This is a genomic window from Streptomyces sp. NPDC001153 (assembly GCF_053598315.1).
The window spans coordinates 70,139-91,063 of the sequence record NZ_JBSFJZ010000007.1 but is presented as its reverse complement, the minus strand read 5'-3'; the positions used below and the strand labels follow the sequence as shown (position 1 = coordinate 91,063).

22 protein-coding genes are annotated in these 20,925 nt (G+C 71.2%); 16 read left to right on the top strand and 6 right to left on the bottom strand.

Annotation, left to right across the window (positions count from 1 at the left end; all coding sequences use genetic code 11):
- The first annotated feature begins 120 nt into the window (after positions 1–120).
- Together ACWDEN_RS10195 and ACWDEN_RS10190 are read left to right on the top strand one after the other, a co-directional pair.
- Positions 121–861 carry a response regulator transcription factor gene (locus ACWDEN_RS10195; protein WP_351617244.1) on the top strand — a complete coding sequence of 247 codons (741 nt, stop codon included), beginning with the start codon at positions 121–123 and terminating at the stop codon, positions 859–861.
- Positions 858–2,348 (top strand): sensor histidine kinase, encoded by a 1,491-nt coding sequence (locus ACWDEN_RS10190; RefSeq protein ID WP_450858325.1) that lies wholly within the window; start codon positions 858–860, stop codon positions 2,346–2,348. The genes ACWDEN_RS10195 and ACWDEN_RS10190 overlap by 4 nt, the downstream gene beginning before the upstream one ends.
- Positions 2,349–2,353: 5 nt before the next feature.
- On the opposite strand, the gene ACWDEN_RS10185 is transcribed toward ACWDEN_RS10190, so the two are convergent.
- The 3 genes from ACWDEN_RS10185 to ACWDEN_RS10175 form a co-directional block, all read right to left on the bottom strand.
- The gene (locus ACWDEN_RS10185; RefSeq protein ID WP_351617247.1) at positions 2,354–3,058 is read right to left on the bottom strand and encodes a L,D-transpeptidase family protein; all 705 of its coding nucleotides are present in this window, start codon (positions 3,056–3,058) and stop codon (positions 2,354–2,356) included.
- Positions 3,059–3,061: 3 nt separating this feature from the next.
- Positions 3,062–3,649, bottom strand: coding sequence for a pyridoxamine 5'-phosphate oxidase family protein (locus ACWDEN_RS10180; protein ID WP_351617253.1), 588 nt, complete (start codon positions 3,647–3,649; stop codon positions 3,062–3,064).
- Positions 3,650–3,746: 97 nt separating this feature from the next.
- Positions 3,747–4,616 (bottom strand): hypothetical protein, encoded by an 870-nt coding sequence (locus tag ACWDEN_RS10175; protein WP_450858323.1) that lies wholly within the window; start codon positions 4,614–4,616, stop codon positions 3,747–3,749.
- Positions 4,617–4,782: 166 nt separating this feature from the next.
- Between ACWDEN_RS10175 and ACWDEN_RS10170 the strand changes: the two genes are divergently transcribed.
- The 5 genes from ACWDEN_RS10170 (at position 4,783) to ACWDEN_RS10150 (ending at position 10,788) form a co-directional block, all read left to right on the top strand.
- Positions 4,783–5,979: an argininosuccinate synthase gene (locus ACWDEN_RS10170; RefSeq protein WP_351617259.1), complete on the top strand. Its 1,197-nt coding sequence runs from the start codon at positions 4,783–4,785 to the stop codon at positions 5,977–5,979.
- A 48-nt stretch (positions 5,980–6,027) separates the two neighbouring features.
- A complete protein-coding gene (gene argH, locus ACWDEN_RS10165) occupies positions 6,028–7,461 on the top strand; it encodes an argininosuccinate lyase (protein WP_450858320.1) in 1,434 nt (477 codons plus the stop codon).
- 187 nt (positions 7,462–7,648) lie between these two features.
- Entirely contained in the window at positions 7,649–8,620 is a 972-nt protein-coding gene (locus ACWDEN_RS10160; RefSeq protein ID WP_450858318.1) for an aldo/keto reductase, read from the top strand.
- 82 nt (positions 8,621–8,702) lie between these two features.
- Positions 8,703–9,251, top strand: a complete 549-nt coding sequence (locus ACWDEN_RS10155) for a TetR/AcrR family transcriptional regulator (protein WP_351617268.1) — start codon at positions 8,703–8,705, stop codon at positions 9,249–9,251.
- A 13-nt stretch (positions 9,252–9,264) separates the two neighbouring features.
- A complete protein-coding gene (locus ACWDEN_RS10150; protein ID WP_450858316.1) occupies positions 9,265–10,788 on the top strand; it encodes an MFS transporter in 1,524 nt (507 codons plus the stop codon).
- Between the two features lie 111 nt (positions 10,789–10,899).
- On the opposite strand, the gene ACWDEN_RS10145 is transcribed toward ACWDEN_RS10150, so the two are convergent.
- On the bottom strand, positions 10,900–11,571 hold the full coding sequence (locus ACWDEN_RS10145) for a lysophospholipid acyltransferase family protein (RefSeq protein ID WP_351622482.1): 672 nt from the start codon (positions 11,569–11,571) through the stop codon (positions 10,900–10,902).
- Between the two features lie 364 nt (positions 11,572–11,935).
- On the opposite strand from ACWDEN_RS10145, the gene ACWDEN_RS10140 reads away from it, so the two are divergent.
- The 3 genes from ACWDEN_RS10140 to ACWDEN_RS10130 all read left to right on the top strand — a co-directional run bounded on the left by ACWDEN_RS10140 (position 11,936) and on the right by ACWDEN_RS10130 (position 14,253).
- Entirely contained in the window at positions 11,936–13,111 is a 1,176-nt protein-coding gene (locus tag ACWDEN_RS10140) for a glycerophosphodiester phosphodiesterase family protein (protein WP_450858313.1), read from the top strand.
- A 92-nt stretch (positions 13,112–13,203) separates the two neighbouring features.
- Entirely contained in the window at positions 13,204–13,710 is a 507-nt protein-coding gene (locus ACWDEN_RS10135) for an RNA polymerase sigma factor (protein ID WP_351622488.1), read from the top strand.
- Between the two features lie 45 nt (positions 13,711–13,755).
- Positions 13,756–14,253: a GNAT family N-acetyltransferase gene (locus ACWDEN_RS10130; protein ID WP_450858458.1), complete on the top strand. Its 498-nt coding sequence runs from the start codon at positions 13,756–13,758 to the stop codon at positions 14,251–14,253.
- Here ACWDEN_RS10130 and ACWDEN_RS10125 read toward each other — a convergent pair.
- Together ACWDEN_RS10125 and ACWDEN_RS10120 are read right to left on the bottom strand one after the other, a co-directional pair.
- Entirely contained in the window at positions 14,243–14,665 is a 423-nt protein-coding gene (locus ACWDEN_RS10125) for a hypothetical protein (RefSeq protein ID WP_351622509.1), read from the bottom strand. The two genes, ACWDEN_RS10130 and ACWDEN_RS10125, sit on opposite strands and share 11 nt — an antisense overlap.
- A 7-nt stretch (positions 14,666–14,672) precedes the next feature.
- Positions 14,673–15,032, bottom strand: coding sequence for a hypothetical protein (locus tag ACWDEN_RS10120; protein ID WP_351021782.1), 360 nt, complete (start codon positions 15,030–15,032; stop codon positions 14,673–14,675).
- Between the two features lie 88 nt (positions 15,033–15,120).
- On the opposite strand from ACWDEN_RS10120, the gene ACWDEN_RS10115 reads away from it, so the two are divergent.
- From ACWDEN_RS10115 to cbiE, 6 genes are all read left to right on the top strand, one after another.
- Positions 15,121–15,771: an HAD family hydrolase gene (locus ACWDEN_RS10115; protein WP_450858311.1), complete on the top strand. Its 651-nt coding sequence runs from the start codon at positions 15,121–15,123 to the stop codon at positions 15,769–15,771.
- 346 nt (positions 15,772–16,117) lie between these two features.
- A complete protein-coding gene (locus ACWDEN_RS10110) occupies positions 16,118–17,152 on the top strand; it encodes a methionine ABC transporter ATP-binding protein (RefSeq protein ID WP_351622493.1) in 1,035 nt (344 codons plus the stop codon).
- Positions 17,149–17,886, top strand: coding sequence for a methionine ABC transporter permease (locus tag ACWDEN_RS10105; RefSeq protein WP_351622495.1), 738 nt, complete (start codon positions 17,149–17,151; stop codon positions 17,884–17,886). Before ACWDEN_RS10110 ends, ACWDEN_RS10105 begins: the two co-directional genes overlap by 4 nt.
- A gap of 66 nt (positions 17,887–17,952) precedes the next feature.
- Entirely contained in the window at positions 17,953–18,783 is an 831-nt protein-coding gene (locus ACWDEN_RS10100; protein ID WP_351622498.1) for a MetQ/NlpA family ABC transporter substrate-binding protein, read from the top strand.
- Positions 18,784–18,914: 131 nt separating this feature from the next.
- The gene (locus ACWDEN_RS10095; RefSeq protein ID WP_450858308.1) at positions 18,915–19,553 is read left to right on the top strand and encodes a GNAT family N-acetyltransferase; all 639 of its coding nucleotides are present in this window, start codon (positions 18,915–18,917) and stop codon (positions 19,551–19,553) included.
- Between the two features lie 86 nt (positions 19,554–19,639).
- Positions 19,640–20,869: a precorrin-6y C5,15-methyltransferase (decarboxylating) subunit CbiE gene (gene cbiE / locus ACWDEN_RS10090; protein ID WP_450858306.1), complete on the top strand. Its 1,230-nt coding sequence runs from the start codon at positions 19,640–19,642 to the stop codon at positions 20,867–20,869.
- The last annotated feature ends 56 nt before the right edge of the window (positions 20,870–20,925 follow it).

Below are 20,925 nucleotides of genomic sequence, written 5' to 3'. Positions count from 1 at the left end.
TGAGAGCAGCCTCAGAGCCGGTTCTCAGACTGCGTTCAGCGGACCTCAGGGCTCTCAGAGAAAACTCAGAGCGGTGCCGGTGCCACGCACCCCTCCCCATGGGTGATGCTGGAAGGCGCGATGAACACCACCCGTTCCGGCCGTCCGGCCCTCACCCGACCCGACGGCACCCCGCTGCGCGTCCTCGTCGTCGACGACGACCCCGACCTCGCCGAGGTCCTCACCGGCGCCCTGCGCTACGAGGGCTGGGAGGTGTGCGCGGCCGGCGACGGCGCCTCGTCGCTCTCCACCGCGCGCGAGCTGCTGCCCGACGCCGTCGTCCTGGACGTGATGCTCCCGGACACCGACGGCTTCGCCGTGCTGCGCCGGCTGCGCGAGGTGAAGCCGGACGTGTGTGTGCTCTTCCTCACGGCACGGGACGCGGTCGAGGACCGGATCGCGGGCATCACGGCCGGCGGCGACGACTACGTCACCAAGCCCTTCAGCCTGGAGGAGGTCGTGGCTCGGCTGCGCGGCCTGCTGCGCCGGGCGGGCATGGTCCGGCAGCAGGAGGAGGGGCCGCGGCTGGTCGTGGGCGACCTGGCGATGGACGAGGAGGCCCGCGAGGTCACCCGGGCCGGCGAACTGATCGAACTCTCACCCACCGAGTTCGAGCTCCTGCGCTTCCTCATGCGCAACCCGCGCCGCGTGCTCAGCAAGGCACAGATCCTCGACCGGGTCTGGTCCTACGACTTCGGCGGCCGGGCCCATGTGGTCGAGCTGTACATCTCCTACCTGCGCAAGAAGGTCGACGCGGGCCGCGAGCCCATGATCCACACCGTGCGCGGGGCGGGATACGTCCTGAAACCGGCGGCCAGGTGAGCCGCCTCGGCCTGCGTGGCGCCCTGGCCCGGCTGCCCCGGCCCCGCACCCTGCGCGCCCGGCTCACCGCCGGCCTGGTCGTGCTGCTCGCGATCAGCTGCGCCGCGGTCGGCGCGGCCGCCGTCGTCGAGCTCAACGGCTTTCTCACCCGCCGGCTCGACCAGCAGATCGTGCAGGCCGGACCGGCCTTCCCGCAGAGCCTGGAGCACGGCACCTACCAGCCCTCGAAGCCCTCGGACCAGGACGGCGACGAGCACGGCGACACCCGTCGCCAGGCCGCCGAGACGTTCGGTGCCCGCCTGCTGAACGGCCGGGTCACCAACGCGGCGGTGGTGCCCGCCAGCGACCGGCAGGACCCCGGGATCACCCTGACCGCCGCGGACCGCGCGGCCCTCGCCGGGCTGCCGGTGGACGGCCGGGGCCACACCGTGTGCCTGTCGCACCTGCACGACTACCGCCTGATGGCGTGGCGGGGGAAGGACGGCGACGTCCTGGTGACGGGCCTGCCGACGGAGCCGGTACGGGCCGCGGTCACCCGCCTCGAACTGGTCGCGGTGGTCGTCCTCGGCCTGGCCCTGACCGCCGCCGGGGTCGCCGGGGCGCTGTGGGTCCGCTGGTCGCTGCGCCCGCTGAGCCGGGTCGCCGCGACCGCCACCCGGGTCAGCGAGCTGCCCCTGGCCAGCGGTGAGGTGGCGCTGCCGCCGCGCGCCCCGGACAGCGACCCGCGCAGCGAGGTCGGCCGGGTGGCGGCGGCGTTCAACCGCATGCTCCGGCACGTCGAGGACGCCCTGACCAAACGGCACGCCAGCGAGGAGCGGCTGCGCGGCTTCGCCGCCGACGCCAGCCACGAGCTGCGCACCCCGGTCGCCTCGGTCCGCGGCCACGCCGAGCTGGCCCTGCTGCACCCCGGCCCGGTGCCGCCGGAGGTCACCCGTGCCCTGCGGCGCATCGCCGCCGAGTCCTCCCGCATGGGCCTGATGGTCGACGACCTGCTCCTCCTTGCCCGCCTCGACGCGGGCCGCCCCCTGGAGCGCCGGCCCGTCGACCTGACCCACCTGGTCCTGGACGCGGTCACCGACGCCCGCGCCGCCGGCCCCGACCACCGCTGGACCCTGGACCTGTCCGAGGACCCGGTGACGGTCCCGGGCGACGCCCACCGCCTCCAACAGGTGTTGGCCAACCTGTTGGCCAACGCGCGTTTGCACACGCCCGTTGGCACCAAGGTGACGGTCACCCTGGAAGCCGGCGCCGACTCGGCCGTCCTCTCCGTCCACGACGACGGCCCCGGCGTCCCCGAGGAGGTCCAGCCGGGCGTCTTCGAACGCTTCACCCGGGCCGAACACCGCCGCCCCGCCGGTGCCTCCGGCTCCGGCGCGGGCCTCGGCCTGTCGATCGTGGCGGCGGTGGTGGAGGCGCACGGGGGGAGTGTGGGACTGGAGAGCAGGCCGGGATCCACGACGTTCACGGTGCGGCTTCCGGCGGGCTGAGCCCTTCAGTACCGGGTGACGGCAGTGGCCCCGTCCACCGTCCCGATGGCCATGTGCGGCTTCCGCTGCGGCTCCGCCCACTGCAGGATCCGCTGCATCGCGTTCTCCGGCACCGACACGCACCCGGCCGTCGCCGCCTGCCCGTTCACATGGAGGAAGATCCCGGCCCCGCGGCCTCGTACAGGCTGGTCGTAGTTGAAGCCGATGACCAGGGCGTACGCGTACTGCGTCGAGTAGGAGACGAGGTGCTCGGACTCGGAGGCGCGGCAGTCGGCGGGCAGCGGATCCACCCAGCGGTTGTACGCCGCCGAGTCGTTGTCCTGGCACCACCAGGAACTCTCCTTCACCGCCCGGTACTCGACGCGCGTCCCGCTCGGCGCGGCCTTGATCCCGAAGCCGAAGGGAAGGCCGTACAAGCCGGTCGGTGTCGTGTTCGTGCCCTGCTGCCGCGCGGCCCCCTCCACCAGCCCGTTCGCCCCGAAGCGCGCCGGTGCCGAACCGGCCTGGACCCACTGGCCGTCCTTCAGGTCCCACCAGGTGAGCGTCCCCGATGCCGAGCCGGTGCCCGGTGCCTGAGCGATGATCAGCTGGCTGCCTCCGCCGGTGTCCGCCAGCTGCGCGGGCAGCGGTGCGGACCCGTGGCCCGGTGCGAGGCCGAGCAGGGCGAGCGAGGAGGCGGACACGAGGGTGAGCACGACACCGGGGCGCATGGCTCAGACGGTAGACGGCGGAAGCGGCAACGGCAGCCCGGGTAGTCCGTCCAGGCTGGTCGCGACGTGCTCCTTCTTCTCGAAGTAGGCGTTCAGCGAGACGTCGTCCTCCCGCGCGAAACGCTTCCCGTGCAGGTCGCGGTCGCTCTCGTACGCCATGTAGGGGACGGCGTACCCGCAGGTGTCCCGGACCAGTTCCGCGTGCACGACGATGATCGCGCGCAGTCCGTGCGGGTTCGGGTCGATGCCGGGGAAGTGGGTGAGGAGCTCCTTGAAGCGCGGGTCGTCCCGGAAGACCGGCTCGCCCCGGCCGTGCACCCGCACGATGTTCGGCGGGCCCTGGAAGGCGCACCACATCAGGGTGATCCGGCCGTTCTCCCTGAGGTGCGCGACGGTCTCGGCATTGGACCCGGCGAAGTCCAGGTAGGCCACGGTCAGTTCGTCGAGCACGGCGAAGGAGCCCTTGAGGCCCTTGGGGGAGAGGTTGACCGTGCCGTCGCCGGACAGCGGGGCGGTCGCGGTGAAGAAGAGGGGTTGCTCCTCGATGAACGTCCGGAGCCTGCCGTCGATGCGTTCGTAGGTCTTTCCCATGTCCGACGATTATCGACGGAACTCGTTCGTCTGTCTAAGGAATTGCCGTGGCCGCCCCGGCCGGCGCTCGTCGGGGCGGCCACGGACACCTGTCACGTCACTTGGTGAGCGTGCAGGCGGCCAGGGAGCCGAGTCCGGTGGGCTTGGTGGTGGTGCGGCCGATGGCGATGGCGATGCGGTCGATGGTGGAGGCTCGCTTGTCCTTGAGGGGTCCGAGGATGGCGTTGTCGACGAAGTGGGGTCCGCCCTGGCCGACGGTGGTTTGCAAACGCTTGTCGGCTTCCTGGATCTGGGTCTGGAGGAGGGCGAGGTTGCGGTCGACCTCGGCCTTGGCGGAGGCGGGGACGGCGGGCAGCTTGGCGGCGACGTCCGGGCAGCTGATCGAGCCCACACCGGTGCTCCCGCCGGTTTTCCCGCCCGTGCTGCCGGCGCTTCCCGCCGCCGTCGTGGCGGTGCCCGGCTGCTGGGGCGCGGCCGTGCTCGGCGTGCCGGCACCGCCGCCCGCCGTGCCGGTGCCGCTCGCGTTCAGGGTGCAGGCGGCCAGGGAGCCGAGTCCGGTGGGCTTGGTGGTGGTGCGGCCGATGGCGATGGCGATGCGGTCGATGGTGGAGGCGCGCTTGTCCTTGAGGGGTCCGAGGATGGCGTTGTCGACGAAGTGGGGTCCGCCTTGGCCGACGGTGGTTTGCAAACGCTTGTCGGCTTCCTGGATCTGGGTCTGGAGGAGGGCGAGGTTGCGGTCGACCTCGGCCTTGGCGGAGGCGGGGATCGCGGGCAGCTTGGCGGCGACGTCCGGGCAGCTGATCGTGCCGGGGCTCGCCAGCGTGCGGGCCTGTGCCGCGCCGCCGCTCCCGGCAGGGGTTCCGGCGAGGGCGGAGCCCGCGATCACCGCACCGGACAGCACCACGGCCGCTGTGCCGCCGATGAACGCCACGCGACGCTTGTTGTACTTCGGAAGAGCCCTGGACATGCGGATGCCTCACTTGGGTCGGGTCGGTCTCTGGGCAACGCGGCGCCTGCGTTCGGAGGGGGATACGGGAAAGCGGTTTCATCCGTTCACCCCGGAACTCGATTGACGAATCATGCAGAGCTCTGCATACTCATGCATGACGCAAGCGCAGTGTGAGGAGAAACCCGTGACCGAGCGCGTCGTACTCGCCTATTCGGGCGGTCTGGACACCTCCGTCGCCATCGGCTGGATCGCCGAGGAGACGGGCGCCGAGGTCATCGCCGTCGCGGTGGACGTCGGCCAGGGCGGCGAGGACCTGGACGTCATCCGCAAGCGCGCCCTCGCCTGCGGTGCCGTCGAGGCCGAAGTGGCCGACGCCAGGGACGAGTTCGCCGAGGAGTACTGCCTCCCCGCGATCAAGGCCAACGCCCTCTACATGGACCGCTACCCGCTGGTCTCGGCCCTCTCCCGGCCGGTGATCGTCAAGCACCTGGTCGCCGCCGCCGGGAAGCACGGCGCCACGACCGTCGCCCACGGCTGCACCGGCAAGGGCAACGACCAGGTCCGCTTCGAGGCCGGCATCCTCGCCCTCGCCCCCGACCTGAAGTGCATCGCCCCGGTCCGCGACTACGCGATGACCCGGGACAGGGCGATCGCCTTCTGCGAGGCCAAGCAGCTCCCGATCGCCACCACCAAGAAGTCCCCGTACTCCATCGACCAGAACGTCTTCGGGCGCGCGGTCGAGACGGGCTTCCTGGAGGACATCTGGAACGCCCCGGTCGAGGACATCTACGAGTACACCGCCAACCCGGCCACGCCGCGCGAGGCCGACGAGGTGATCATCACCTTCGAGCAGGGCGCCCCGGTCGCGATCGACGGCAGGCCCGTCACCGTCCTGCAGGCCGTCGAGCAGCTCAACGACCGCGCCGGTGCCCAGGGCGTCGGCCGGATCGACATGGTCGAGGACCGCCTCGTCGGCATCAAGTCCCGCGAGGTCTACGAGGCTCCCGGCGCGATCGCCCTGATCACCGCCCACCAGGAGCTGGAGAACGTCACCGTCGAGCGCGAACTCGCCCGCTACAAGCGCCAGGTAGAGCAGCGCTGGGGCGAACTCGTCTACGACGGCCAGTGGTTCTCCCCGCTCAAGCGTGCCCTGGACGGCTTCATCGACGAGGCCAACCAGCACGTGACCGGCGACGTCCGCATGACCCTGCACGGCGGCCGCGCGGTCGTCACCGGCCGCCGCTCGGCCGAGTCCCTGTACGACTTCAACCTGGCGACCTACGACACGGGCGACACGTTCGACCAGTCCGCGGCCAAGGGCTTCATCGACATCCACAGCCTGTCGTCGCGGATCGCCGCCCGGCGTGACCTGCGGGCATAGCCTGACGCACACCCGCGTAACCGACCCACTTCCCTAGGAGCAGCGCAAGTGAGCAGCAACAGCGGTGACGTACGGCTCTGGGGCGCCCGTTTCGCCGACGGTCCCGCCGAGGCCCTGGCGAAGCTGTCCGCGTCCGTCCACTTCGACTGGCGGCTCGCGCCCTACGACATCGCCGGTTCCCGTGCCCACGCGCGCGTGCTGCACAGGGCGGGCCTCCTCACCGAGGACGAGCTGCAGCGCATGATCGCCGGGCTGGACCAGCTGGAGGCCGACGTCGCGTCCGGCGCGTTCGTCGGCACGATCGCCGACGAGGACGTGCACACCGCCCTGGAACGCGGCCTGCTGGAGCGCCTCGGCCTCGACCTCGGCGGCAAACTGCGCGCGGGCCGGTCGCGCAACGACCAGGTGGCGACCCTCTTCCGGATGTACCTCAGGGACCACGCCCGGACGATCGGCGGCCTGATCGCCGGCCTCCAGGACGCCCTGATCGGCCTGGCCGAGGCCCACCCGGACGTCGCGATGCCGGGCCGCACCCACCTCCAGCACGCCCAGCCGGTCCTCTTCGCCCACCACGTCCTCGCCCACGTCCAGGCCCTGTCCCGGGACGCCGAGCGCCTGCGCCAGTGGGACGAGCGCACGGCCGTCTCCCCGTACGGCTCCGGCGCGCTCGCCGGCTCCTCCCTGGGCCTGGACCCGGAGGCGGTCGCGCGGGACCTCGGCTTCGAGCACGGCAGCGTCGGCAACTCCATCGACGGCACGGCCTCGCGGGACTTCGTCGCCGAGTTCGCCTTCATCACCGCGATGATCGGCGTGAACCTCTCCCGGATCGCCGAGGAGATCATCATCTGGAACACGAAGGAGTTCTCCTTCGTGACCCTGCACGACGCGTTCTCCACGGGCTCGTCGATCATGCCGCAGAAGAAGAACCCGGACATCGCCGAACTGGCGCGCGGCAAGTCCGGCCGGCTGATCGGCAATCTGACCGGCCTGCTGGCGACCCTCAAGGCCCTCCCGCTGGCCTACAACCGCGACCTCCAGGAGGACAAGGAGCCGGTCTTCGACTCCTGCGACCAGCTGGAGGTCCTGCTCCCCGCCTTCACCGGCATGATCGCCACGCTCACCGTCAACCGCGAGCGCATGGAGGAACTGGCCCCGGCCGGCTTCTCCCTCGCCACCGACATCGCCGAGTGGCTGGTCAAGCAGGGCGTGCCCTTCCGCGTGGCCCACGAGGTCGCGGGGGAGTGCGTCAAGGTCGCCGAGGCCGAGGGCAAGGAGCTGGACGACCTCACGGACGAGCAGTTCGCGAAGATCTCCTCCCACCTCACCCCCGAGGTCCGTACGGTCCTCAACGTCCCCGGCGCCCTCGCCTCCCGCAACGGCCGCGGCGGTACGGCCCCGAGCGCGGTCGCCGTACAGCTGACGGAGGTCAAAGCGGACGTTGCGGCCCAGCACGAGTGGGCGGAAGCCAGGAAGAAGAGCTGAGCGGGAGCGCCCCGAAGGGGTCGCGGGGCTGTTGTCGACATGCGGCTCCGCCGCGTGGGCGCGAGCAACCACATCGCGCCCGAACCCGCCAAAGCACTGAACGAACCGAGTTCATGGGCGGACCCGAAGGTCATCGCAGGTTACGTTGGTCGGAACCCGTACCGGAGCCGACCGAACGGAACCCGCGATGCCCTTCTCCCGCCTCGCCACCGCCACCACCCCCACCTGCCACATCGGCCTCGGTCTGGCCGCAGTAGGTCGCCCCGGCTACATCAACCTCGACCGCGACAAGGACCTCGGCGAGAACCGCAGCGCGGATTCGCTGCGCACCCGCACCCACGAACTCCTGGACGCCGCCTACGCCCAGGGCGTCCGCTACTTCGACGTGGCCCGCTCCTACGGCCGCTCCGAGGAGTTCCTCGCGGACTGGCTGAACACCCGCCCCGACATCGACGACGTGGTCATCGGCAGCAAATGGGGCTACACCTACACCGCCGGCTGGTCGGCGGACGCCGAGACGCACGAGGTCAAGGACCACAGCCTCGCCGCGTACGAGCGGCAGCGCGCCGAGACCGACGCCGTGCTCGGCGACCGGCTCGACCTCTACCAGATCCACTCGGTGACCCCGGACAGCCCGGCCCTCACCGACAAGGACCTCCACGCCCGGCTCGCCGAGGCTGCCGCCCAGGGTCTGACCATCGGTTTCTCGACCAGCGGCCCCGCCCAGGCGGACACGATCCGCGCCGCACTCCAGCTGACCGCCGACGGTGAGCCCCTCTTCCGCACCGTCCAGTCGACGTACAACGTGCTCGAGACCTCGGCAGCGGCCGCGCTCGCCGAGGCGCACGACGCCGGGCTCACCGTGATCGTCAAGGAGGGCATGGCCAACGGCCGGCTGGCCGCGCCGCATGCCCCCGAGATGCTCAGGACGGTCGCCGAGGAGACGGGTCTCGGCTGCGACGCGGTGGCCCTCGCCTGGATCCTGCGCCAGCCCTGGGCCGGTGTCGTGCTCTCCGGTGCCGCGACGGTCGCCCAGCTCGTCTCCAACCTCCACGCTCCCGCCGTCGATCTCGACGTGGACCAGCTGACCCGCCTTGCCACGCTCGCCGAGGACCCGCACGCCTACTGGGAGCGGCGCGGACAGCTGCCCTGGCACTGACGTCACTCGCTCCGACGGGTGATTTTGAGTCACGCACGCCCAGAATGAGACACTGATGTCTCACTTGCGCTACCCTTGTGTCATGGCTCTCGATCGTGACCAGGTGCTGCGCAGCGCGGCCGCCCTGCTGACCCGTAAATCCACCGCGACCATGGACGAGGTCGCCAAGGCCGCCGGGATCAGCCGGGCGACACTGCACCGCCACTTCGCCGGGCGCGACGCTCTCGTACGGGCGCTGGAGGCGCTCGGCATCGAGGAGTGCGAGGCGGCGCTGGACGCGGCCCGCCTGGACGAGGGCCCGGCGAGCGAGGCCGTTCGCCGACTGGTCCGCGCCGTCGAACCCTCGGCCGGACTGCTCGCCTTCCTCTACACCGAGAACCAGCTGTTCGAGGGCGAGCAGCAGAACCAGGGCTGGGCCCGCATCGACGAACGCCTGACGGCTCTGTTCCGGCGCGGTCAGGAGAGCGGCGAGTTCCGCATCGACCTCACCCCCGCCTGGCTCACCGAGGCGCTGTACGGCCTGCTCGCCTCCGGCGCCTGGGCGGTGGCGGAGGGCCGGGTGGCCACGAAGGACTTCACCTACATGATCGTCGAGCTGCTGCTCGGCGGCGTACGACGTACGAACGCGTGAGAAGAGAGGAATCATGACCAGCACCCTGCAGCCGGCCGCGACGACGGAGGCGGTGACGCGCCCGGGCCGCTGGCTCGCGCTCTCCGTCCTCGTCCTGGCCGTGCTGCTGGTGGCCGTCGACGCCACCGTCCTCGGCCTGGCGACCCCCTACATCAGCGAAGACCTGGGCCCCTCGGGCACCCAGCTCCTGTGGATCGGCGACGTGTACTCCTTCGTCATCGCCGGTCTGCTGGTCTCCATGGGCAGCCTCGGCGACCGCATCGGCCGCAAGCGGATCCTGCTCGGCGGTGCCACGGCGTTCGGCGCGATATCGGTCCTCAACGCCTACGCCACCACACCGGAGTTGATGATCCTGGCGCGGGCGCTGCTCGGTGTCGCGGGCGCGACCCTGATGCCCGCCACCCTTGCCCTGATACGCAACCTCTTCCACGACCCGCGCGAGCGCAGCCTGGCCGTGGGCATCTGGGGCGCGACCGCCTCCGCCGGCACGGCCGTCGGCCCGATCACCGGCGGTTTCCTCCTCGAGCACTTCTGGTGGGGCTCGGTCTTCCTGATCAACCTGCCGGTGATGGCGGTCCTGGTCCTGGTCGGCATCCGCACCCTGCCCGAGTCCCGCAACCCGAACCCCGGCCCGTGGGACCTGATCAGCGTCGTCCTGTCGCTGGTCGGCATGATCGCCGTCGTGTACGCGGTCAAGGAGGCCGCCACGCACGGGTTCACCTGGCCGGTGCTCGCCACGGCGCTGCTCGGCACGTCGGCCCTGTCCGGCTTCGTCCACCGCCAGCTCACCATGCCGGCCCCGCTGCTGGACATGCGGCTGTTCCGGCGCCGTGGCTTCAGCGGGGCGGTCCTCGCCGACCTGCTGACCGTGCTCGGCATGTCCGGCCTGGTGTTCTTCCTCTCCCAGTACCTCCAACTCGTCCAGGGCAGGCGCCCGTTCGAGGCGGGCCTGGCCGAACTGCCCGCCGCGGTCGGCGCCGTGGCGGCCGGCCTGGTCGCGGGCCGCGCGGCCCGCCGCTTCTCGGTCCGCGCCGTGGTCTCGGGCGGCCTCGCGGCCGTCGGCCTGGCCCTGGCGGCGCTGACGGCACTCGGCCGGTCCACCGGCTACCCGGTCCTCGGCGCCGCGCTCCTGGTCGTGGGCATCGGCGCGGGCTTCTCCTTCACGGTCACCGCCGACGTGATCCTCTCCAGCGTGCCCAGGGAACAGGCGGGCGCCGCCTCGGCCGTCTCCGAGACGGCGTACGAACTGGGCGCGGCCCTGGGCATCGCGCTGCTCGGCTCCATCGTCACGGGCACCTACCGCGACTTCACCGGCCCGGCCGGCACCCCGGCCCAGGCGCACGAATCACTGGGCGCGGCGGTGGAGGCGGCAACACAAATGCCCCCGCACACGGCGGAGGCACTGCTGAACGCGTCCCGCGACTCCTTCGTCCACGGCCTGCACCTGGCGTCGGGCGCGGGAGCGGTGGTCCTCCTGGGAACGGCAGCGGCGGCGTGGTTCTTGCTGAAGGGGCAGAACCTGGACAGTGCCGCGTGAGTGAAGCGCCCCAAAGGGGCGCGGGGCGGTATCGATATGCGGCTCCGCCGCGTGGGCGCGAGAAACCACAACGCACCCGCACCCGAACAACCGGCCGAACTGCCAGAGGCGTTACGCGGCCTTCGCCTTGGTCGCATACATGTCGACGTACTCCTGCCCGGACAGCCGCATGACCTCGGCCATCACGGAGTCGGTGACAGCGCGCAGCACATACCGGTCCCGGTCCATCCCCTCGTACCGGGAGAACTCCATCGCCTCACCGAACCGGACCGTGACCTTGCCGGGCCGCGGAATCCCGGCCCCACCCGGCTGAAGCTTGTCCGTGCCGATCATGGCGAACGGAACGACGGGCGCGCCGGTCATCAGCGTCAGCCGCGCGATACCGGTGCGCCCCCGGTACAGCCGGCCGTCGGGCGACCGCGTGCCCTCGGGGTAGATGCCGAAGACCTTCCCCTCCTCCAGGATCCGACGCCCGGTCATCAGCGCGGCCACGCCGCCGCTCGCGCCGTCCCGGTCCACCGGGATCATGCCGACGCCGGTGAAGAACCACGCCATCAGCCGGCCCTTGACGCCCTTGCCGGTGACGTACTCGTCCTTGCCGATGAAGAACACCTGCCGCTTGGTGACGACCGGCAGCACGATCGAGTCGATGAAGGTGAGGTGATTGCCGGCCAGGATGACCGGCCCGTCGCCGGGGATGTGCTCCACGCCCTCCACCTGTGGGCGGAACATCAGGCGCATGATCGGTCCGAGCACTGCCTTGATGAGCGCGAAGCGGGACAACGGGTCCTCCGATGCCGAGGGGTCGATATGAGTCTGTGCAGGTGAGGACATTACTCGCGGCCACGGGCAGGGCGCACATCGGGTGCGGCCGGTTCACCGAGGTCTTACGAAGTGTTGACGTAGGTTTACCTGCGGTGACGTCACGAGGACGCGCCGTCACACCGCTGCGGCGATGTGACGGAGATCGCGTGACGCCCTCACCCGCTCGGCTGCCCGGTCCGGCCGCGGATACGACGGCCCGTCACCATCCACCTCCCACAGGACATACCGCGTCACCCGCGTGTTCCGGAGGGGTACTCCCTTCGGTCATGTGTACGCCCCTACGATCGGCCCGCACTCACGAGCGGACGGCAGGAGGGCGCTGATGGGCAGCGACCAGGCGAACGAGAAGACACAGGGCACCGGGCGGCGGGCGATCCTCGGTGCGGCGGTGTTCGGCGTGAGCGGAGCGGCCCTCGGGCTGCCGGGCGCGGCCGAGGCCGCCGAGACCCGGCCGGCCGCACCGGGCGGCCGGGGCCTGAAGAGCCTGCCGGTGCCGACGATCATCGGCCACCGGGGTGCCGCCGGCTACCGCCCCGAGCACACCTTCGGCTCCTACAACCTGGCCCTGGACCTGGGCGCGGACGTCGTCGAGGCGGGTGACCTGGTGCCCACCAAGGACGGCCATCTGGTGTGCCGGCACGAGCCGGAGATCGGCGGCACCACCGACGTCGCCTCCCACCCGGAGTTCGCCGACCGCAGGACCACCAAGACGCTGGACGGGGTCGCCACCACCGGCTGGTTCACCGAGGACTTCACGCTCGCCGAGCTGAAGACCCTGCGCGCGGTCGAGCGCATACCGGCCAACCGTCCGCACAACACCCTCTACAACGGGCGCTGGGAGATCCCCACGTTCGAAGAGGTCCTGAAGTGGCAGGACGAGCAGACCCGCAGGCGCGGCAGGCAGGTCTGGATCTACCCCGAGACCAAGCACCCCACCTACTTCCGCAAGCTGGGCCTGGGCCTGGAGGAGCGGGTGGCGAAGCTGCTGCGCAAGTACGGCAAGGACGGCCGCTACTCGCCCGTCATCCTGCAGTCCTTCGAGCCCAGCAGCATCCAGAAGCTGAACCAGCTGGTCGACAACCCGCTCGTGGTGCTGCTCTCCTCGGCGGACAGCCGCCCCTACGACTTCGTCGAGGCGGGCGACCCGCGTACGGTCGCCGACCTGATCACGCCCAAGGGCCTCAGGGAGATCGCCGGCTACGCCCAGGGCATCGGCCCCACCCTGGACCTGATCATCCCGAAGGACGCGAACGGCAACCTCACCAAGCCGACCACCCTGGTCTCCGACGCGCACAAGGTGGGCCTGGTCCTGCACCCCTACACCATGCGCAACGAGAACCCCTTCCTGCCGGCCGAGTACCGCAAGGGCAGCGCGGCCGACGGCTACGGCGACCCCTTCGGCGCCTTCAGGACGTACTTCGCGACCGGCATCGACGGCGTCTTCACCGACAACGCCGACACCGGCCTGCTCGCCCGCGCGGACTTCCTGGCCGGCTGAGCACGTCAACCGATAGTCCTGTAGTCACCTCTTTCGGGGTGACTGTGCGCCGCCCCGGAAACCCCCTCCCGGGGCGGCGCGTCGTTCCGCATATGACGCATGACCTGGTAGCCGCCCTGGGCCCGCTGCTCACCGCCGAGGCCTCGGCCGAGGCATATGCGGCCGGAAGCGAGCCGGGCGACCTGGAACAGGCCGTCTGGCTCCGCCTGCTGGAGCGGCTGGAGACCGAAGGCCCGCCGCCGGACCCGCAGGGCTGGCTGCGCAGGGCCGTCCGCGCCGAGGCGCGCCGCAGCCGCCGTACCACCCGCCGGGAACGCCCGTACGGCGCCGAGCCGGCCGACGGCGCACACACCGACCCCGAGCAGCACGCGCTCACGGCCGCCCGGTACCGCGCCCTGCGCGACGCGGTGCGCCGGCTGCCCGGCCGCTGCCCCCGGCTCATCGAGGCCCTGCTGTCCCCGCAGGACCTGACATACCGGGAGATCGCGGGGGAGTTGGGTATCTCACAGGGCAGTCTCGGTCCGGAACGCTCCAGATGTCTGGGATGTCTGCGCCGATTGCTCACGCCGGAGGTTGCGTCCCGCGAAGTGCGGGGATAGGAGTGAGGGACGACAGGTGATCAGGTGAGCGGGAGGCGTGCGCACATGGGCATGAGCGTGACCATCTCGGTGGCGACCGAGCAGGATGCGGAGCAGATCTTCAGGCTCCAGTACCTGTGCTTCCAGAGCGAGGCGGCGCTGTACGGCAACTACCGCATCGACCCGCTCGTCCAAACCCTGGACTCCGTCCGCCAGGAGGTCGCCTCCGACTGTGTCTTCGTCGCCCGGCTCGGCGAGGAGGTGGTCGGCTCGGTGCGCGGCAAGGTCGGCGAGGACGGCGCGGCCGCCATCGGCAAGCTCTGCGTCCACCCCCGCCTGCAGGGCCACGGCATCGGCGCGCGGCTGCTGCGCGCGGCCGAGGCGGCGCTGGCCGAGGAGCGGGGCGCCACCCGCTTCCGCCTCTTCACCGGCCACCGCAGCGAGGGCAACCTCCGCCTGTACCGCCGCTCCGGCTACGAGACGGTGGGCAGGTCCAAGGGCACGGACGGAGTGGAACTGATCATCCTGGAAAAGCAGGCGGGCACGTACGCGGCTACTGCGTGACGGTGGTGTGCTGCGCCCTCCGCAACCAGTACATCGCGGAGACCGGCAGCAGCACCGGGATGAAGATGTACCCCGCCCCGTAGTACGACCACACGGTCGCGTCCGGGAACGCCGAGCGGTCGACCAGCGTCCACGTACCGACGATCAGCACGCCCGCGAGCTCGGCGGCGCAGCACACCAACGCCGCCCGCCGAGCGGTCTCCCCGCCCCGGACCAGCGTGTACGTGATGAACCCGTACACCACGCCCGCCACCGCCGACAGTGCATAGGCGAGCGGCGCCCGGTCGAACTCCGTGGAGATCTGGTACGCCGACCGCGACACCGCCCCGACCACCATCACGCCGTAGAACCAGACGAGCAGCATGCCCGGCCCGCTGATCAACCGGGCCGGCTTCTCCTCCACCGCCGTCATCTCGGTCTCAGCCTCCCCAGATGTCATAGAGCCGCACCTCCAGTACAGCCAGCACCACACCGCCCGCGGCCACCGTCACCGAGCCCCACTTGGTCCGCTCGGCCAGGGACATGAACCCCGCCGCCGGGACGCACGCGAAAGCGCCCAGCAGATACGCCACGAAGATCGTCGTGCCCTGCTCCGGCTTCTCGCCCCGCGCCAGCTGCACGATCCCGACCACCAGCTGGACCACGGCCAGCAGCGACACGACGGCCATGCCGATGAAGTGCCAGTCCTTGGTCGGCTGGTCACGGTAGGCGGCCCAGCCGCACCAGGCGGCGAGCAGCAGCGCGGCGACCCCGGTCACCAGCGTCAGGGCATTGAGCATGCGGTGACCTTATTACGGCCGAAACGGGCGCCGGCCCCCGACCCCGCCTGTAGGCCACAGGGTCTAGACCACACCGTAGGGTCAAGGCATGACGATCCACGCGCACGCCCTTCTCTTCGACAACGACGGCACCCTCGTCTCCTCCCTCGACTCCGTCGAGCGCTGCTGGACCCGCTGGGCCCGCGAGTACGGGATCACCGCCGAGGAGTTCGGGCGCGTGGCACTGCACGGGCGGCCCGCCGCCGAGATAGTCGCCGACCTGCTGCCCGCCCACCTGGTCCCGGAGGGGGTCGCCCGGGTCGAGCAACTGGAGGTGGACGACGTACCTGGCGGCGGCGTACGGCTGCTGCCCGGCACGCGGGACCTCCTCCACTCGCTGCCCGCCGAGGTCTGGGCCGTCGTCACCTCCGCCACCCGGCGGCTCGCCGAGGCCCGGCTGGACGCCGTCGGCATCCTGCCCAAGACGCTGATCGCCGCCGACGACATCACGCGCGGCAAGCCCGACCCCGAGCCCTATCTGCTCGCCGCCCGGCAGCTCGGCGTCGACCCGGCGCACTGCGTCGTCTTCGAGGACGCCCCGGCCGGACTCCAGGCGGGCCGCGCCGCCGGAATGACCACCGTGGCGTTGGCCACAACCCACCGGGCGGAGGAACTCGACGCCGACCTCGTGGTGAAGGACCTGTCGGCCCTGTCCGCACTGGTCACCGACGGGGGCGTGGAGATCTCCGTCCGCCGCTGAGCCCCAGGTCCGGGGTGTCCGCCGCTGTCCACCATCCGGACAGCGGCGACCGGTCAGGACCGTAGGTCTGGTTTACTGATCGCATGACCACGACGAGCTGCCGCACCTTTGCGACCGAGGCGACCATGACGCCCGGTGCTCGTTGTATGTGTCGCCTGATGTGCCGAATGTGAGCCTTCCAGAGGGCCCCCGCATCAGCTGAGAGCCTCGCGCCCCGAAGCGAGAGCCGTGGCATGTCCGTGCGCCGCAGTCCGTACGAGACGCACGTCCACTTCCCATGCCTGAACCGCATGCACCCGTGCCCGGGCACACCCACGCCCGCGCACTCGACAGTGACGGAAATCCTGTGATCACCACCTCGGGCCTGACCAAGGTCTACCGCTCCCGCGGCCGCGAGGTCACCGCCCTCGACGGCGTCGATCTCCACGTCCGCGAAGGCGAGGTCTACGGCGTCATCGGCCAGTCCGGCGCCGGCAAGTCCTCCCTCATCCGCTGCGTCAACCTGCTGGAGCGCCCCACCTCCGGCACCGTGACCGTCGCCGGACAGGACCTCACCGCCCTCGCCGGCCGCGGCACGCGCGCCGGCAAGGAGCTGCGCCGGGCGCGCAGCCGCATCGGCATGGTCTTCCAGCACTTCAACCTGCTCTCCTCGCGGACCGTGCAGGACAACGTCGAGCTGCCGCTGGAGATCCTCGGCACGTCCGGCAAGGAGCGCTCGCGCAAGGCGCTGGAGCTCCTCGACCTGGTCGGCCTCGCCGACAAGGCCAGGGCCTACCCCGCCCAGCTCTCCGGCGGGCAGAAGCAGCGCGTCGGCATCGCCCGCGCCCTCGCCGGCGACCCCAAGGTGCTGCTCTCCGACGAGGCCACCAGCGCCCTCGACCCCGAGACCACCCGCTCCATCCTCCAGTTGCTGCGCGACCTGAACCGGCAGCTGGGCCTGACCGTCCTGCTCATCACCCACGAGATGGACGTCGTGAAGTCGGTCTGCGACTCCGCCGCCCTCATGGAGAAGGGCCGGATCGTGGAGTCCGGCACGGTCAGCGAGCTGCTCGCCACCCCCGGCTCCGAGCTGGCCGCCGCGCTGTTCCCGGTGAGCGGCGAGCGCACGGGCGCCGACCGGACCGTCGTCGACGTCACCTTCCACGGCGAGGCCGCGACCCAGCCGGTCATCTCCCAGCTCGCGCGCACCTACACCATCGACATCTCGATCCTCGGCGCCGCCATCGACACCGTCGGCGGCCTGCAGATCGGCCGGATGCGCATCGAGCTGCCCGGCCGCTACGAGGACAACGTGGTGCCGATCGGGTTCCTGCGCGAACAGGGGCTCCAGATCGACGTCGTGGGCCAGGAGGCTCTGCTCGTGAAGGAGGGGGCCAAGTGACCTGGTCCGAGATGCAGCCGCTGCTGTCGCAGGCGTGCGGCGAGACGTTCCGGATGGTGCTCTGGTCGACGCTGATAGCCGTCGCCGCAGGCCTCCCGCTCGGCATCCTCCTCGTCCTCACGGACCGGGGCGGTCTGCTGCAGAACGTCCTCGCCAACAAGGTGATCGGCCAGATCGTGAACATCGGCCGGTCCATGCCGTTCATCATCCTGATGGTCGCCCTGATGAGCTTCACACGCTGGGTCACCGGGACGACCATCGGGACGACCGCCGCGATCGTGCCGCTCGCCATCGGCGGCATCCCGTTCTTCGCCCGGCTGGTCGAGACGGCTGTCCGCGAAGTGGACGACGGTCTCGTCGAGGCCGTGCAGTCCATGGGCGGCAACAGCTGGACCATCGTCCGCAAGGTCCTCGTCCCCGAGGCCCTGCCCTCGCTGATCGCGAGCACCACCACCACGGTCATCGCGCTCATCGGCTACTCCGCCATGGCCGGCACGGTCGGCGGCGGTGGCCTCGGCGACCTCGCCGTCCGCTACGGCTACCAGCGCTTCGAGACCGAGCTGATGTGGATCACCGTCGCGATCCTCGCCGTCGTGATCTCCCTCATCCAGTTCGCCGGCGACTTCGCGGCCCGCTCCCTGCACAGCCGCGGCGGCCGCTCCGGCCCGGCGCCCAGGCTCCGCCTGCTCAAGGCGAAGGAGCCCGCCGCGGCCGACGTCGGCAAGGCCGCCTGAGGCCCTCAAAGACTCCCCGTACACCCATACACGGGGTCGCACCACCCTTAAGGAAAGGCACTTTTCGTGCGTAACACCGCCAAGCTCACCACCGCCGTCCTCGCCGCCGGAGCCCTCACCTTCGGGCTGACCGCCTGCGGCTCCGGCAGCTCCTCCGCCTCCCACGACTACAGCGGCCCGCTCGTCGTCGCCGCGAGCCCGACCCCGCACGCCGAGATCCTGAACTTCGTCAAGAAGAACCTGGCGAAGAAGGCGGGTCTCGACCTGGAGGTCAAGGAGTTCACGGACTACATCACGCCGAACACGGCGACCGAGGACGGCTCGGTGGACGCCAACTACTTCCAGAACCAGCCGTACCTGGACGACTTCAACACCAAGCGCGGCACCCACATCGTGCCCGTCGTCACGGTGCACCTGGAGCCGCTCGGCCTGTACTCCCACAAGGTCAAGAAGGCCGACGCCCTGAAGAGCGGTGCGACCGTCGCCGTCCCGAACGACGCCGTCAACGAGGCCCGCGCCCTGAAGCTGCTCGCCGCGAACGGCCTCATCACCCTGAAGCCCGGCGCCGGCAACGAGGCCACCCCGCAGGACATCGCCGAGAACCCCAAGCACCTCCAGTTCAAGGAGGTCGAGGCGGCCCAGACCCCGCGGTCCCTGGACGACGTGGACGCGGCCGTGGTGAACGGCAACTACGCCATCTCGGCCGGTCTGAAGCCCGCCAAGGACGCCGTCCTGCTCGAGTCCGCCAAGAACAACCCGTACGCCAACTTCCTCGCCGTGAAGAAGGGCAACGAGAAGGACCCGCGGGTCAAGAAGCTCGCCAGGCTCCTCACCTCGCCCGAGGTCAGGAAGTTCATCGAGGACACGTACCAGGGCTCGGTCATCCCGTCCTTCTGAGCCCCCTCGCACATCGACGGGGTCCACTCCCTCACCAGGGGTGGACCCCGTCGTGCGGTTCAGTGGTTTCATGCTGCATGCTGGGCAGTTCAGCAGGCCCTGAAGGTTTTTCAGAAGTTACGGAGCGGCGCATGACTGGCACCTTTCCCAACGTCTCCATCAGCACGGAGCGGTTGGTTCTGCGCCCCTTCGAGGAGTCGGACACCGAGGCCTTCGCCGAGATGATGAACGACGAACTGGTCACCACCTGGACCTCCGTCCCCCAGCCCTACACCGAGGCCGACGCCCGGGCCTGGATCACCGAGATCGCCCCGGCCGAACGCGCCGGGGGCCGTGGCATCGTCTTTGCGGTCGACGAGTTCCTCACCCAGCGCCTCGTCGGCATCGTCCATCTTCAGAACACCGACTGGCGGGTACGCTCGACGGAGATCGCCTACGTCGTCGCGCCATGGGCCCGCGGCGAGGGCTACGCCTCCGAGGCCGCCCTGGCCACCGCGCAGTGGCTGTTCCACGACCAGAAGTTCGAACGCCTGGAGCTGCGCACCGCCGCCGACAACACCGCTTCCCAGCAGGTCGCCCAGAAGATCGGCTGCATCAGCGAGGGTGTCCTGCGGGGCGCCTGGATAGCGCGCAGCAGAACAGCGGACGGTACATGGACCGACGTCCGTACCGACGTCATCGTCTGGAGCCTGCTGCCGGAGGACCTGGCCGGGGCCGGCGAGCAGCTGGCCGACACGGGCGGTTTCACGTCGTACTCCGACTGGAACTGAGCCCCCCGGCCCCACCAGGTACGCTCAGGGAGCCCGCTATGGGCCCGCGCCCCTGACGACCTGCGAAGACCTGGAGAGAAACGACGATGGCCGACCGGGTCACGGTGATCGGCTGGGACGGCTCGCCGCTGACCGACGCGGCACGCGCCGCCCTCGGCGCCGCCACGCTCGTGGCCGGCGCGGCCCACCACCTGGCGCTGCCCGAGGTCCCGCCCACCGCCGAACGCGTCCGCCTGGGCAGCGTCGCGCTCGCCGCCCGCCGGATCGCCGCGCACCGCGGCACCGCCGTCGTGTTCGCCGACGGCGACCCCGGCTACTTCGGCGTCGTACGCACCCTGCGCGCCCCGGAGTTCGGCCTGGAGGTCGAGGTCGTCCCCGCCGTCTCCTCCGTGGCCGCCGCCTTCGCCCGCGCCGGCATGCCCTGGGACGACGCCCAGGTGGTCGTCGCCCACCCCCGCACCCTGCGCCGGGCCGTGAACGTGTGCCGCGCCCACACCAAGGTCGCCGTCCTCACCGCACCCGGCGCCGGACCCGCCGAACTCGGACTCCTGCTGGAGGGCGTGCACCGGACCTTCGTCATCTGCGAGGAACTGGGCACCGAACGCGAGCAGGTCACCGTCGTCACCTCCGACAAGGCCGCCGACCACACCTGGCGGGACCCCAATGTGGTCATCGTCATCGGCGGACCCGTGGGAGCAGGTGAGAGCGGCGGCTGGACCGCGGGGCGCGACCCGGGCGCCGGACCGCGCGGCTGGGTGCAGCCCGACGCGTCGTACGGCGCCGGGCCCGGTGGGGGTCTCGGCGAGGGCGAGACGGAGCTGCTGCGCGCCGCCCAACTGGCCCGCCTCGGGCCCCGGGTCGGCGACCTGGTCTGGGACATCGGCTGCGGCTCCGGCGCGTTCGCCGCCGAGGCCGCGCGCGCCGGAGCGGCCGTCATCGCCGTCGACCGGGACCCGGGCTCCTGCGCCCGGACCGACGCGGCCGCACGCCGGTACGGCGTCCAGCTCCAAGTGGTCCAGGGCACCGCCCCCCACGTCCTGGAGAACCTGCCCGAACCGGACGTCGTCCGGGTCGGCGGCGGGGGAGCGGCCGTGGTCTCGGCGGTCGCCGACCGGCGCCCGCAGCGCATCGTCACGCACGCCGCCACCCGCGACACGGCCGAACTCGTCGGGCGCGACCTGACCGAGCACGGATACCGGGTCGAGTGCGCGCTGGTGCAGTCCGTCGAACTCGACACCCGCGTCTGGACCGAGACCGAGCGGAGCGTCGCCTTCCTGCTCACCGGAGAATTGCTGCGGCGCGAAGCGCCTCGCTGAGGGGTGGCGGCCGGGCGGCGGGCGGGCCCTTCCGGATCGCGGCCCGTGATCCTGTT